11 protein-coding genes are annotated in these 14,873 nt (G+C 52.4%); 4 read left to right on the top strand and 7 right to left on the bottom strand.

Annotated elements, in window-relative coordinates; genetic code table 11:
* Positions 1-110 precede the first annotated feature (110 nt).
* Positions 111-569 carry a hypothetical protein gene (locus QET40_RS00250; protein ID WP_280125161.1) on the top strand — a complete coding sequence of 153 codons (459 nt, stop codon included), beginning with the start codon at positions 111-113 and terminating at the stop codon, positions 567-569.
* 258 nt (positions 570-827) lie between these two features.
* Here QET40_RS00250 and QET40_RS00245 read toward each other — a convergent pair whose 3' ends face one another.
* From QET40_RS00245 to QET40_RS00235, 3 genes are all read right to left on the bottom strand, one after another.
* Positions 828-1,952: a serine/threonine-protein kinase gene (locus QET40_RS00245; protein ID WP_280125160.1), complete on the bottom strand. Its 1,125-nt coding sequence runs from the start codon at positions 1,950-1,952 to the stop codon at positions 828-830.
* 131 nt (positions 1,953-2,083) lie between these two features.
* Positions 2,084-3,154, bottom strand: coding sequence for a tetratricopeptide repeat protein (locus QET40_RS00240; RefSeq protein ID WP_280125159.1), 1,071 nt, complete (start codon positions 3,152-3,154; stop codon positions 2,084-2,086).
* A 30-nt stretch (positions 3,155-3,184) separates the two neighbouring features.
* Positions 3,185-4,978 (bottom strand): hypothetical protein, encoded by a 1,794-nt coding sequence (locus QET40_RS00235; RefSeq protein ID WP_280125158.1) that lies wholly within the window; start codon positions 4,976-4,978, stop codon positions 3,185-3,187.
* Between the two features lie 268 nt (positions 4,979-5,246).
* Between QET40_RS00235 and QET40_RS00230 the strand changes: the two genes are divergently transcribed.
* The 3 genes from QET40_RS00230 to QET40_RS00220 all read left to right on the top strand — a co-directional run bounded on the left by QET40_RS00230 (position 5,247) and on the right by QET40_RS00220 (position 7,848).
* A complete protein-coding gene (locus tag QET40_RS00230) occupies positions 5,247-5,792 on the top strand; it encodes a GNAT family N-acetyltransferase (RefSeq protein WP_280125157.1) in 546 nt (181 codons plus the stop codon).
* 78 nt (positions 5,793-5,870) lie between these two features.
* Entirely contained in the window at positions 5,871-6,758 is an 888-nt protein-coding gene (locus QET40_RS00225; RefSeq protein WP_280125156.1) for a hypothetical protein, read from the top strand.
* Positions 6,759-6,765: 7 nt separating this feature from the next.
* Positions 6,766-7,848 carry a P-loop NTPase gene (locus QET40_RS00220; protein WP_280125155.1) on the top strand — a complete coding sequence of 361 codons (1,083 nt, stop codon included), beginning with the start codon at positions 6,766-6,768 and terminating at the stop codon, positions 7,846-7,848.
* Positions 7,849-8,073: 225 nt separating this feature from the next.
* Here QET40_RS00220 and QET40_RS00215 read toward each other — a convergent pair whose 3' ends face one another.
* The 4 genes from QET40_RS00215 to QET40_RS00200 all read right to left on the bottom strand — a co-directional run bounded on the left by QET40_RS00215 (position 8,074) and on the right by QET40_RS00200 (position 14,576).
* Positions 8,074-11,028 (bottom strand): autotransporter outer membrane beta-barrel domain-containing protein, encoded by a 2,955-nt coding sequence (locus QET40_RS00215; protein WP_280125154.1) that lies wholly within the window; start codon positions 11,026-11,028, stop codon positions 8,074-8,076.
* 370 nt (positions 11,029-11,398) lie between these two features.
* The gene (locus QET40_RS00210) at positions 11,399-12,580 is read right to left on the bottom strand and encodes an 8-amino-7-oxononanoate synthase (RefSeq protein WP_280125153.1); all 1,182 of its coding nucleotides are present in this window, start codon (positions 12,578-12,580) and stop codon (positions 11,399-11,401) included.
* On the bottom strand, positions 12,577-13,797 hold the full coding sequence (locus QET40_RS00205; protein ID WP_280125152.1) for a beta-ketoacyl synthase N-terminal-like domain-containing protein: 1,221 nt from the start codon (positions 13,795-13,797) through the stop codon (positions 12,577-12,579). Before QET40_RS00205 ends, QET40_RS00210 begins: the two co-directional genes overlap by 4 nt.
* Positions 13,798-13,958: 161 nt before the next feature.
* Complete coding sequence (locus QET40_RS00200; RefSeq protein ID WP_280125151.1) at positions 13,959-14,576, bottom strand: L,D-transpeptidase family protein; 618 nt, start codon at positions 14,574-14,576, stop codon at positions 13,959-13,961.
* Between the last annotated feature and the right edge of the window lie 297 nt (positions 14,577-14,873).

The raw sequence follows: 14,873 nt of genomic DNA, 5'->3' as shown, positions 1-14,873 counted from the left end.
CTTCGCACATGCCGCCATCCGGCGTGCCGCCAAAGCCGATGCGCCCGGCATAGTCCCCGTCCCCGTTGGCGCAGCTTTCATTGCATGGATCGTTGCAGGGCTGGCATGGAGTGTCTTCCTGGGTGGGGGAAGCACTGCTGGAGCTGGAGGATGACTCGGAGGACGAACTGGAAGAAGGCTCCGAAGAGGAACTGCTGCTCGAAGAAGATGGAGAAGAACTGCTGCTTGACGAGGAAGACGGCACGCTGGAACTCGACGAAGAGGATGGTACGCTGGAACTTGACGAAGAGGAGGGCACACTGCTGCTCGATGAGGACGTGGGAGGGCTTGACGAAGATGAGGGAGAACTGGAACTAGCCGACGAGGACGGAGAACTTGAGCTAGCCGATGAGGAGGGGGCGCTGGAGCTTGCCGAAGACGAGGGAAGAGCAGAGGAACTGGAAACCGGAGCAGCGCTGCTGGAGAGCGAGGGGGCCGCCCCGGGCAGACGGGAGGCGAGGGTGGCGTTTTCCGGATTGGAGGCCGGAGAGGCGGAATCTGAAACAGGCGTATTCATGACAGCAAAATGAATGGTTTGAGCACACACAGGACAGAAAAGCAGGAATAAAAACCTTCCTGTCACTCTACACAATCAATCTTCAAATCCCTTGTGTCAAGATTCAAAATAAATAATTTTCCAAATCAATTGAAATACATCAAAATTCAAAATCTTCGGAAATCACCGATTGACCATGAACACGACATCAAGTCTGCTCCGGTACGGTAACCGGGATTTTAACGCATGCCGGAGTCAAAGGCCTCCTATGCCATAGTCCTCGGAGGACGAATTACGGTTGCTTCGTCTGAATCAGCCACGAATATTCCTGCGGCAGCTCAAAAGGCAATTCGATTTCACCTGTGTGAACAAACCATGCAAGAGCAACAAGGGCAATCAAAATCAGGAGGATCACGATTTTCACCACCGGACTTTTCTTTCTCTTGTTCAATGAACTGGCAATTTTCAACCGCTCGTTGGCTTTGGGATCGGAGGTCGTTACCAATTGAACGCCGGCTTCATAGGCATCCATATATTCAATCCACATTTTGGCAGACTTGAAACGTTTTTCCAGAGAAGGTTCCAACGCCTTGTCAATACTGGTCAGAAGAGGAAGCGAGTACTTCCTGCGGAAACCTTCCACGGAAGCAATCTTGACCATTCTGTCTACGACGGAACGCTTATCGCCAGGTTCCGGAGTTATGCCCGTCAAAAGTTCGTAAAATGTCGCTCCCAGCCCATAGAGGTCGCACCAGGGGCCAATCTCGCGAAAACGCCCGGGATAGAACTCGGGAGGGGTATAACCGGGAGTCACCTGTACAAGTCCATCGTGCTGGAGCACTTTGGTTCGGACGGCTCCGAAGTCGATCAACTTCGGCATGCCGTTGCCCATGATAAAAATATTGCCCGGTTTGATATCACAATGATAAATTCCGTGGTCGTGGAGATGCTCGAGGATATCAAGCATATTAACCAATAATCCTTCCGCCTGGGCCTGGGTAAAGGATCCGCCGGACTTTTTTAAATTTTCCATGATCTCGAACATCGTTTGTCCGATAATCAATTCCATAACGTAATAGACGGTTCCGTGAGCACGGAACAAATCAAAAATCTGAACGACGCCCGGATGAGAAAATCCAGCCAGCGTCTGCGCCTCCTGCATCGTATTGTTGATGCAATTTTCAAACATGTCGCGAGTCGATTCATGGCGGAGCAAAACGGTAACGCCATCCTCACTGCGCACCGCATAATCCCCCGGCAAACATTCCTTAATGACCACATGGCGCTCATGCTTCATGTCCCATGCCATGTAGGTAATACCGAAACCTCCCGCGCCCAAAACACGCACGATCTGGTAGATATCGTAAAGAACGGTTCCTTCTGCCAGGGCCGGCACCAATGTTTGCTGTTTGTCCATAACTCGTGCGGTTATAATAACCAAGGAGGTCTATACCCCGGCTTCTCTGATCAGTCAAGAAATCTCATTCCCCCCCTAAAGAATGGAATTGTCTCAGTACGAATCATTGATCTGCACTGAAAGCTTCTTGTTCACAATTCACCCTGTTTGGGCATCCCTCCCGATCCGGGCGTAACCTCGCCACTCGGCGGATTATTCCCGGTCGCGGCCTTTTCCTCTTGTTCTTTCTGCAGTTTCAAGGCGCGTTCTTTCCAAACCCGGCCGATTTCGGCATCAGCCTTAATACCCAAGCCACTGCTGTAACAGATGGAAAGCAGAGCCATGGCACCGACATGATCCTGACCTGCAGCCAATTTCAACCAGGAAACGGCTTCTTCGGGGTTTTCCTTCGTCCCTTCCCCCTTCAAGCACATCATCGCAACAATGTATTCCGATTGGGGATCTCCCAGACGAGCAGCCTTTTCATACCATTTGAAGGCCTTCTCGGGATTCTTTTCTACACCATCCCCGTTGTAATAAATCCTGCCAAGAAACTGGGCAGCCGTAATGTCCCCCTTCTTGGCAGCCTTCTCCAACCATTGTTGGGCTATGCGGGCATCTTTTTCCACGCCGAACTTTCCTTCCCAATAAAGATTGCCGAGAAACCCCATCGCTTTAGGAATATTGCTTTCAGCGGATTTCTTGATCTCCTCCACGCCTTTCGCAGTATCGCGCGCAATGCCGTCCCCCATCAGATACATCAATCCCAGGTAATAATCGGCTTCCCTGTTGCCCGCCGCGGCAGCTTTTTCAAACCACTCCTTCGCCCGGGAAGAATCGCGACCGAGTTCCACACCGTAATAATACATGCCGGCCAGGGTCATCTGGGCTTCGGCATAGCCCTTGTCGGCAGCTTTCTTGCACCATTCGACGACCTGTTCCACCTTTGCCTTTCCTGCTTTGAGACGCTCGGCATAAAGTTTGGCCACCGCATATTCATGTTCGGCAGTACCATCGGTCGCATCCCGGATAGCACGGTCCAGTTCATCGTCACGTTCTACAGGTTTCGGAGCATCGACGGTACGCTCCCGCCCTGCATTCCCGGGCATGGGAGAGTCCTGTTCGCTTAGTCCGACAACCTCCCCCTTTTTGTCATCATCGCATCCAGACAGGAAGACTGCAGACATGACGCACAATACACCGAAGGAAAATACCCGTTTCATGTTCGCATCTTAATGAAAATGAGGAAAAAATCAATCTCCCTCTACATCCGCCAAGTGATCATTGCGACATTCGTCAAGAGTTCCCGCCGGGTTGCCTTCCACTATCATCTTCCCCTGCACGTGGAGAGGCAGATATTCCCACGATATAATCCTGTTGTGACTACAGTCGAAATGCCAGGACACTTGTTCCGGAGCGCCGCGCAAAGAACGAAGAAGGTTATAGCTGCAATCGAAACGCCACGTCACGCCGGAAGCCACGTAATCCAGGGTTTCCAGACAATTGTGGCTGCAATCGTAACTCCCCTCCACACCGAGAGGGGCACCCTTCAAACTCTTCAGGCGGTTGTGACTGCAATTGAATCCCTCCTTCGTGGAAAGAGGAGCAAACTCCAAGGATTCCAGATTGTTATGGCTGCAATCGAAGTATCCCGTTACATCTTTCGGCATCCCTCGGAGGGATGATAACTGGTTGTAGCTGCAATCCATCTTTTCAAGAATCCCTTGGGGAGAACCTTCCAAAGATGATAATTTGTTGCGAGAACAGATGAAACTCCCCTGTACGCCGGGAGGACAACCGTCCAACGACGACAATTGATTGCGGCCGCAATCGAAAGAGCCCTCCACTCCGGCAGGAACCCCGCTCAAAGAACGAAGCCTATTGTCCGCACAAGAAAAATTACCGAGAATTCCCGGTGGACAGGACTCCAAGGATCCCAATTTATTCGATGCGCAATTGAAATGGCGGGAAACGCCAAGCGGTACATATTCCAGCGTCGTCAGTAAATTGTCACGGCAGAAAAAATCGCGTGAAACACCGGCAGGACATCCCGCCAGAGATCTCAAACGATTTCCACTGCAATCAAAATCCCGTTTCACTCCCGGAGGAGAGCCCTGAAGGCTAGTCAGGCAATTGTCGCTGCAGAAAAAATCCATTTCCACCTCCTGAGGGCAGAAATCCAGAGAATCCAGCTTGTTGGAAGAACAGTTGAACGCCAGACGAACGCCTGTCGGTGCTCCTTTCAAGGAAACAAGCCTGTTGTGACTACAATCGAACCGGCCTTGCACAGCAGGCGGAGCTCCAGTCAAGGACTCCAGCAGATTGAACGAGCAGTCCATCTCCTTCTTCACTCCGGGCGGAGCCCCTTCCAGGCTTGCCAGTCTGTTATGACTGCACACAAAGCGTCCGGCAACCGATTGAGGACAATGTGCCAGAGAAACGAGCTGGTTTTCCCGGCAGTCGAATTCTCCTGTCACATGTGGAGGAGCCCCTTCAAGAGAAACAAGTTCATTATTCCCGCACTTAAACCCCGCCTCCACTTCCTGCGGAGCCCCGCGAAGACTCGTCAAACGATTCCAGCAGCAATCAAAACTTCCGCGGACATCGTCCGGTGCCCCCTCCAACGACTTCAACTGATTAAAAGAACAAGTATAGGAAACCTTGACGGAAGAGGGCCCTCCCTCCAGAGACTCCAACCGATTGAAACTGCAGTCAAACTCCCTCTCCACAACCTGCGGTGCGCCAGCCAGGGATTCCAAACGGTTATCCATGCACAAGAAGGAATCAAGCGGGCCGGCAGGCGCATATTGCAAGGACACCAGACGGTTCTTGGAACAATCAAACGTACCGGAAACCTCCGGAGCGCCCTTCAATGTCGTCAGGCGGTTGTTGCTGCAGTCAAATTCCGCTACGCGGCACCCTTTCATATTGGGAAGACGGCTCATTTGCAGTCCTCTCAACGAGACCTTTGCAAAATCCGTATAGCCCTGATCAAGAAGACCCCATAGGACTTCATCATCAGTCACTTCCTCATTATACCTTTTCATATGGAAGAGTCATGCCCCCCTTCTTGGAACAAGAAAGGGAATGGCCCACCAATGTAGGGGAATATCCCATCAGAGCAATACCGGAACGCGTACTCATTCATCCTTCCCCAGACAACCTTATTGTCATCAATACATCCAACATGACCGTCTCTTCCTTCCATAATAGGCAAAAAAACAGAAAAGAAGACTTTACTTCAGACGTTAAAATAACTCATAGTAGGGTTCCAAAAACCAGACATTGCACACCATACGACGCAATAGCCCAGCCATGAAAGATTTCAAGCACATCGCCATCAAAAGTATCCATGATCCCCTGTTTACGGAGGCGAACGAAATTTACACGCAAAGTTTCCCTCTGCACGAGCAACGCACCATTCCTAATCTGGAAGAAATCCTCCACAACCCGGAATTTCACTATGACGCCCTTCTGACATCCGACGGGCGCGTTGCCGCAATCCTCTGCTTCTGGAATACTCCCGACTTCGTCTATCTGGAACACTTTGCCGTCTCCCCGCACATGAGAAATAACGGATTCGGCAAAATCATACTCGACGAAATCAAGCAGCACTCCAATATCCCGGTCATCCTCGAAATTGACCCCGTCGTTGATGAAATTTCCCGCCGCAGGCTGATGTTCTACGAACGCAATGGATTTATATCCAACCAACAGTACGACTATATCCATCCCCCCTACAAGGAAGGTGATGCTCCCTACCCCCTCCTCGTCATGAGTTATCCGTCCGCTTTGGATACGGAACAGTACAACCGGTTCGAATCCTACCACCACAATACAGTCATCCAACCCGCACAGTGACAGTAGTAGAAGTATTCCCAAGTCTTATTACAGATTTGAGGGTTGATCACTGCAGAGAATCAATTACTCTCGGCGCACGTGACTGCACTTTTTTCACTATTGGCAATATGGGACACCCCCATCCCCATCGGGTTCTATAGCGAAGCCCTGCAAATCGTTCTGGGATTAATCCTCATCGAAGGCCTCCTGTCTGTCGACAATGCTTTGGGAATCGCCGCCATGGCATCCCACTTGCCCAAGCATCAGCAAAAAGCGGCTCTTCGCTGGGGGCTCATCGGCGCCTACGTATTCCGGGGTATCGCTCTGGCAGCCGTCGCCTGGCTCATGCACAACGAATGGGTCAAGTGGTTTGGCGCAATCTACCTGATTTATCTGGCTGCGAACCACCTCTCTCTCAAACATGTCGAAAAACATGAAAATCATTCCGCCGGCAAATTCGCAGGTAAAAGTTTTCTGGCGACCATTGCCGGCATTGAGCTCATGGATCTTTCGCTTTCGCTCGACAATGTCGTCGCAGCCGTCGGACTCGTTAACAATGCCGCACACATCCCTGAAGAATACCATATATGGGTCGTCTGTACCGGCGTCTTCATCGGTATCCTTGCTCTCCGAATCGTAGCCGGATGGTGCATCGGCATCCTGGAAAAATTCCCCGTTCTCAACTATACGGCCTTCGTTCTCGTCGGATTTGTCGGGGTAATTCTTGTTGTCGATATGGGACAAGAAATCCTTTATGACCATGGCATGATCGACAGCATCTGGAAAGGGGGAATTTCTTTCAAATTCACGAACATCGTTCTCATCGTCGCCCTCAGCATCATGTATGAAAAATACGCAGGACTCCATCGCTTCCTGCAAAAACCGATTCACATTTTCCGATTAATCTGCCAGTATTTCTCATCATTCGTCCATTTGATCCTCTGGCCGATCTCCAAACCGATCCAATTACTCCTCCACAGGAACTAACTCTATCATGACCGATTCACAACAACCACTCACGCCGGAACTCATCCGGGCCGCTTTGACGACGGTCAAATATCCCGGATTCAGCCGGGACATCGTTTCGTTCGGCATTGTAAAAAACATTGCCATCGACGATGACAACAATGTCGTCATCAATCTCCAGATCGAAAGCCGCAACGCCGATATCCCCCGTTACATCTTCGAAGGGGTGCACAACGTCATGAAGCACATCCCCGGAGTCAAGCACTGCGATGTCAACATCGACCACAAAACGCCCGCAGCCAACAAGCCGGTCAATGATGATCCCGCTTCGTGGAAGTCCTCCATCCCCGGAGCCAAGCACGTCATCGCCGTCGCTTCCGGCAAAGGCGGTGTCGGTAAATCCACAGTCTCCGCCAACCTCGCAGTCGCCCTCTCGAAACTCGGTTATAAAGTCGGCTTGGTCGATCTGGATATCTATGGTCCTTCCATGGCTCTCATGTTCGGCACTAAGGAACGTCCCGGAGCCAATGAGAACGACGAATTCATTCCTGTCAAAGCGCACGGTATCCGCTTGCTTTCCATCGGCCTGATGATCGACGAAGCCTCTCCCGTCGCTGTTCGCGGACCATTGGCCACCCGATACGTCCAGCAATTCCTTCGCAACGTAGAATGGGGTGACATCGACTTCCTGATCCTTGATCTGCCCCCCGGAACGGGAGACATCCAGCTGACCATCGTGCAAACAGCAGATCTCGACGGAGCCGTCATCGTCACAACCCCGCAGGAAGTTGCCCTTATCGATGCCCGCAAAGCTGTAGGACTCTTCGAAAAAGTCCAGACACCCATCCTCGGCATCATCGAAAACATGAGTTACTTCGAATGTCCTTCCGACGGAAAGGTCTATCACATCTTTGGAGAAGGAGGTGGCGCTCGCGAAGCGGAAAAACTCGGAGTGCCGCTTCTGGGGCAAATTCCCATCGACATCCGTACCCGCTCCTGCGGAGACGAAGGCTCTCCCGTCGCTCTGCTCGATCCTGCGGAAAACAGTGCTTCCGCGGCCTTCCGCAATCTCGCAAAGCATTGCGCGGACATTGTCCTGAATAAAGAATAACGGATATACGATCCGCTTCATCATCAACAAATGAGCTCCCCCGACTTTCGACTGAAGGCCGGGGGAGCTTGTTTTGGAAGCGACCCAATCTACGGTTTTGCAAGAGAACCGTCCTGAGCCTACTCCCGTTTCCGGATCTCAGAGAATACCGCAATTCTCTTCGAACGGAAAATCAAGAATCCTCTTCTGGTTTTCCGGTGAACCGGAGAGGTATCCGGAAGAAACTCAGAATTCGTAAATGAGACTGACGCTTCCCGTCTGCATGAGGCTCTTCTCGGCCGCTTCAAGATTGTAGTTCGCCGAGGCGCTCAGACCTTCCGTAAGCTGCAAACGCATGCCCGACGCCGTGCTCAGCGACGTCCTTCCCGGTTTACTGCCGCAGGCTGTCCAGAAATGACTGTTGCCCTGGACATCGACCCGGGGCGTCTTACGGCTCAAGTCCTGGATTACTCCCGCCTTCGCGTAGGCCGTGAACGCCTTGCTTCCTAGATAACCCCGGTAACGGAGACCGGTTCCCACGGTAGCGCGCAGCTCGTTCATGCTGCCGTCCGAGAGACGGTACTGGTACTTCTCGCCGCTGAGGGTGTAGTCGTTCTGGTCGGCGAAGGTGTACTGGAGCCCGGTGAAGGTTTCCAGGAAAAGCCTTTCGTTCAATTGATGGCTCCAGATCGCCTTCACGTCCAGAATCCAGGCCTGGTCGGTCCATTTCCCGCCCAGGTTGTCCTCGGATACGGCCTGCATCCTCGTTGTACCTTTGTTGCTGGAGCGGGCATAGCCGGCCTGCATGTCCAGGATGAAGGCATTTTGCCGGTTGAGAGCCATCCCGTAGGTTCCGTAGAGGAGGCCGATGTTGGTGTCTTTGTCGATGCGCCCCAGGCCATTGTTGACGTCATGGTCTCCCCAGAGGGTGCCGACGGCCATGCCCATCGTCCAGTTGTTGGCGAAGGCGTACTCGCCGCCCGCCGCGTATCCCAGGGAACGGTAGCGGTACCCCGTGGAAAAGTCCTGGTTTTCCTGGGTGTAGTAGTTGCCGATGCCGGAAACCCAGAAGGCCACGTTGCGTTCCAGCTTGAGGTTGTACCGGGTATTGGTCCGGGCATTGTCAGAGAAGGACCAGAGAGACCGGACGGAGGTCCAAAGCGTGTTGACCTGGACGGTGCCGACGCCGAGGGGGGCGTTCCAGGCCGGAGCGGGAGGCGTCGGAGGATCTACCGGGAATTCAGGGTTGACCGGGAACTCCGGATCGATGGGGGATGGTGGCTGGGGGAGTTCCACTCCGTATTGACCGGACAGGAAGTCGAAGCGGTCGTAGGTCGTCCCGTTGGCGGTATAGGGTTCGTATTCGAGGGACCATCCATCGTCATCGACGAGGTAGACGTGTTTGGCGCCGGCCACGCTTGCCTGGGTGGTTTCGGTGGATAGCGTGTGGGAGAAGATGAAGGGGTGGAGTTCCTCCGGCCTGGACTGGATGCCGCTGATGTCCAGCACGAAGACGAGCTTGCCCGGCTCGGCATTCAGAGAGGAGCCGTCGGCGAAGTTCCAGACGGGGTTGGTATCTGTGGCGGCGACCATGGCGTCGTTCATCCGGACTCGGATGGTGTGTTCGCCTTCCGTTCCCGTGACATTGTAGTTTCCGTCCGTGCCCGGAGTTGGGGGTCCCAGGATTTCCAAGGCGAACTTTTCTCCCTGGGCTATGGTAGTGAATCCGTCGATCAGGAGGGCGGTGCCCGTCCTTGCGTTGACGGTTCCCTTGATGAAGGTCTTGTCGCCGACGCGGAGGGAACCGTTGTCCAGGTTGACCGTGAAGTTGTTGACGGTTACGCCGTCGTTGAACTGCACTTCCCCGTCATGGGAGTACGGGTTGTCGACCTTTTCATTCGTTTCGTTGTTCAGAGCGATGGTATCCGGGTTGATGTTGAGTGGCGTGTCATTATTGGCAGCCATCAGGGAGTCGTCGAAAACGATTTTGGCCTGGGAGGCGGCGACGAGGTTGAGGAAACCGCCGGCACGGGTTGTAATGGCGTTGGAAAGGCCATCTTGAGCCAGCCCGTTTTCGACTTGGGTGACGAAGTGCCTGTTGCCACTGAAGACGACGTCCTTCGTTTCCGCAATCAGGTTGAGAGGTCCGGCAGTGTCGATGGCTCCACCGTAGTAGTTGGAAGAGGCGTTGAAATTATTGAAGAAGGAACTGTCGATGATCGTGTTGAGACCTGATGATCTGAAACAGATGGCTCCCCCCATACCCTGTGGCTCGGAAGTCTGAATGTAGTTGTTCTCAAAAATCGAATTGCGAATGGTAAGAGAATAAATAGTGTTTAAATTAGTTTCAGACCAGATAGCCCCGCCGTAGAGGGCAACACCCCCTGTGGAAAGGACATAATTGCCAGTAAACGAGCAATCCTCAATCTCCATGTCACCCCAGTTGCCAATGGCGCCGCCTCCGGATACGAACGTTTTCATTTTGTCAACAATCACATAATTGTTGTTGAATGTACTTCGCCGAACTGTGGCAATAGATAAGTCTTCATTATAGAAGGCGCCTCCCTGAACCGATTGATAACCCTCCGGATCGGTCGTGGCAAAATTGCCGATGAAGGTGCACGCATCAATAGTCGTATAGCACACGGTAGATTTAGCTCCTGAAATTTCACGGGCGGCACAGATAGCGCCTCCTGCACTGAAACGCTGGTAACTGCTGATGGAATTACCGAAAAAATCGCAGTTTTTGACTTCCAGCGTTCCTCCAAAATTCGAGATGGCTCCTCCGGTACAAGCGATGGTACCACCTCGGTAGTAACTGCAGTTGTCGAAGATCAGGTTATCCACCTTCATGGTTGATCCCAGATTATTAAGCAAGGCTCGGGTAAGATCGAGAGGATCACTGCGTTCTGCTCCGGTGAAAGACGATTTCTCTCCGTTTACCTGAAGTCCAGAAAGCTGAAAAGTGACTCCGTCCGGATTGCTGATGGCTCCCCATTCCTTAGCGTCATAAGGACTCCCGGAGGTTCTATGGCAGGGAATAAGGATATGTTCCTGGATAGTGAAGGAGAGAGAATCTCCTTTGGCTGCCTGCCGAAGAGATTCGTTGATGTCATCAATTGTCGATGAAGCGAAAGATGCAGGTACTCCTACAGCAAGAAGCGATGCAAAGAAACGTCTGATAAAAAATGAACTCACCATGGGCGTATATGTAGCGGATTGCACATCCGTCAATAATGTCGTTTTATTCTCGCTTTTATGGACAACAGTATATCATATTTCAAGCAATAACCCTGTCAAACAAGGATATAAATATTTAATGTAGTTAATTGGGAAAGAATGGTTTGCGACATTTATACAAATAAATATTTTTCTTGGAAACGGATGTGCAATCCGCTATTCCAGCATGACTATTGGCCATCCATTGTGAATCATGTGATTATTTTATGTTTTTTCAAAAAACAAAATGAATCAATTTATATAAATATTTTTTTAAACAAAAAAAAACAGGTCATCCTTGCACTTCCCTATGAAAGGAGTGCTATATTCAAGCATGCTTCCGTATTTCTTTTCACGCTTGCGAAACCGCCAGTTCACCCCTCTGCATCTTTGACAATACTTCAGCCAGATCCCTAACCTGTTGCTCCGTATGGGCGGCAGTCAACGTCAAACGCAACCTTGCCGTACCGCGAGGCACTGTCGGGTACCGAATCGCCGGAGCCAAATGCCCCGCATTCAGAAGAGCAGATGCAGCCGATAAGGCGTCTTCGTTCTCTCCTATCACATAAGGAAAAATTGAGCTCAGAGGTCTTGCCTCCATCCCCAGTAAAGAAACAAACAAATCCATCAGGAAACGCACATGGATACGCTTCGCTTCTCCCTCTTCGCCTTCAATCATATCCAGTGCAGTCACAGCCGCCTGCGCCAACGCCGGAGAAGGTGCTGTCGAATAAATCAACGACCGGGACGAATTGATGAATAAATCAGCCCAGGCTCGGGAACAAGCCACATAACCGCCCGATAAACCGGCCGACTTACTCAAAGTTCCCATTTGGAAATCAATAGCCGAAGACACTCCCAGTTCCGAAGCCAGACCGGCACCATTCCTGCCCAGCAAACCGAATCCATGCGCTTCATCCACCAGCATGAGAGCTCCATATCGGTTTTTTACTTCAACCAATTCGCGCAAGGGAGCCCTATCCCCGTCCATGCTAAACACAGACTCCGTCACTACCAAGATATCAGCATCCGGCGACTTCGCCCGCAAACGGACAAGCAATTTCTCCAAGGACTCCGGATTATTATGCAAAAACGTCCTCACTTCCGCACCCGACAATCTGGCTCCATCAATCAAACTCGCGTGACTCAACTTGTCCAAAACGACAAAATCGCCCTTCCCCACAATCGCCGGAATCAAACCGACCGATGTCGCATAGCCCGAGGAAAAAGCCACTGCTGCCTCTGTTCCCTTTAGAGTGGCAAGGCGTTCCTCAAGTTCTTCATGAACGCGGCGTGTCCCCGTCACCAGGCGGGAAGCCATAGCACCTGTCCCGTGGTCGCGGACCCCCCGGATCATCGCCTCCTCAATCCGGGGATCCCGGGCCAGCCCCAGATAATCATTGGAGGCCCAATTGACCACCTCGCTCTCATCCGCCATACGGGCCATTCCGCCCGGCAGGCATTCGATGGGGCGCAGCCTTCTCAATAAGCCTTCTTTTTCATATTGGAACAATGCGGATTCAGGCGTTTTCATAAAATTGGGGCGTTTGGGTTCACACTCAAGGCAAGAACGGCGTTATGTCCGCCCATCGAAGAAGCCGTCTTCAACAGAATACGATCATCCAGAAGATCGCAGGTTTTCGAGAGGATACATCCCTCCCAGGGCGATGCCATACCGGGTAAATTGGGAGGCAATAGCCCCCGTTTCGCAAATGCCAGCATCATACACAACTCCAGAATACCGCTTCCCCCGATAGCATGACCGCACCACGGTTTCATCAGGCGAACATCCGGGAAGCGGAGAGCCGTTCCTTCCTCTCCGGGAAAAGCATACTTCAACGCCGCCTTTTCCGCGATGCCATTGTTCCTCGTTCCACTGGCATGAGGACATATCGTCAACGCCTCGCAAACCGCCCCCGTCTTCTCCAGGGAAGTCTTGATCAACCTGCCCAACTGCAATCCGTCCGCCGGCATGCCTAGAGGACTGCTTGCATCGGAATTGGAACGGTAATCCAGCACACGCCCATATGGAACGCCTTCTTCGGGATGAATGGACAGGGCCACGGCCCCCCCTCCCTCGGCAATCACCATCCCGTCAGCATCTTCACCGTACGGATTATTAACCCCGACCTGGGCCAGCATACCGGAAGACCAATACGTATCCAGAACCGATGGAGACAGAGGCAAATCCAACCCAATCGCCAAAGCACGCTCCACGACGCCGGACTCTACCAGCATGGCAGCCAGACCTACGGCATCCAACCCGGCCGCACATCCGCTAGCCAGTACATGGTAGGGACCGTGGATGCCAAACTCAATCGTTACGGAGGATGCCAGTTCACTGTGGAGAGACTGAGGTACCGACAATAATTTGATCTTCCTCCGTCCGGAGATGGAATCCAGCCAGCCCATTGCATTGCCGCGCGAAGACCCCACAATCAAAGCTGCCGATTCCAATTCGCGTGCCCCCCACCCCGCATCCTCGACCGCCTGCCGGGCCAAAAGCAGAGCCAGGATTGAAGCCGGCCCTTGCCGGCGTCCCATGAACAACTCCCTGTCTTCCAGCCAGGCTGCCGGTATCCGATCCCACGCGTGACCTTCCCCCCACAACTCCGCCAGCGGACGAAATGCACACTTCCCTTCGAGTATCTTTTCTACATGCGTCGCGCTATCGATTCCTAATGAGGAAACCGCACCAATGCCGCATACATACGGGCAGGAATCGGGAAAAACAACGGAAGAACATTTCATAAAGGGCGCGCCATGCTACCCGCTTTCCCCTATCTCATGCAAGTCCGGTCTCATAGGGTGACAACATCCATTCATGACCCGATTTCCCCCTGGTATCAAGAAGGCCGACGAGATCTAATTCCCGACGGCCTTCTGTTTTTGTTAAGAAAAAAACGATTAAATTACTTCACGACCACCGTCGTTCCCATAGGCGTATTTTCAAAGAAAACGCGTGCCATATCCTCCGGCATACGGACACAGCCATGGCTAACGGGATATCCGGCTACAAACCCCTGATGCATCCCGTAACCTGGAAGGAAGGACAAATAGTAAGGCATCGGCGCCGGATCGTAATAGCACCCAGCCGGAACACTTCCGGCACGGTTGTTGAAGTCGCCATTCACAACGGCTCCCGTTGCCTTGCTGCGCAATACTCCGTAGGTTCCCGACTTGTAATCCTTGTCCTTCTTAATGATCTTGTACGTACCAAGGGGAGTGGCATGCCCCTCTTTCCCCGTCGAAACGGGAGAGGTCCCGACAATAGTATCTCCCACATAATACGTCACTTTTTGCAGTTTGGTATCGATCACGATCCGGCGTTCGCCTTCCAGCCCCGCAGGCCAATCCCAGAAGCCCTGTCCCAGCCTCGCCTCCGGCGGAATGTCCGTCTTGACTCCGGAAGTTCCGCCAACTCCATGCAAATACGAAGATTTGGCCTGTTGCGTCTTGGCGTATTCATTGGGAATACATGAAGCCAGAGCCAAGCAACCGCCTATGAGGATGATACTGTACCGAATCATTGCCAATAAATTTGTGTGAGGCTTTATGAAGAGCCAAGCCCTTCTTGTCAAGCAGCTCTCGATGAAAAACACTACAATTTCCATTCTATGTCACATTGGGACGGCTTCTCCCTCTGTTCCGGCAAAAGAGAGTGCCGCCTCCCCTATTCTTCTCTCTCCGGGAGGCGGCACTGTGTGTTTGCGTCTTCTGTTCCTAATCAGAAGTTGTACCTGAATCCGAGTGATCCGTTGATGCTTGTGGCTCCGGAGCGGATATCGCCGTTGGCTTCGGCGAAGATGGTGCCCTGTTCACCGCTG

The sequence above is a fragment of the Akkermansia sp. N21169 genome (genome assembly GCF_029854675.1).
GTDB lineage: Bacteria > Verrucomicrobiota > Verrucomicrobiia > Verrucomicrobiales > Akkermansiaceae > Akkermansia.
This window is presented reverse-complemented; position numbering and strand designations above follow the sequence as displayed.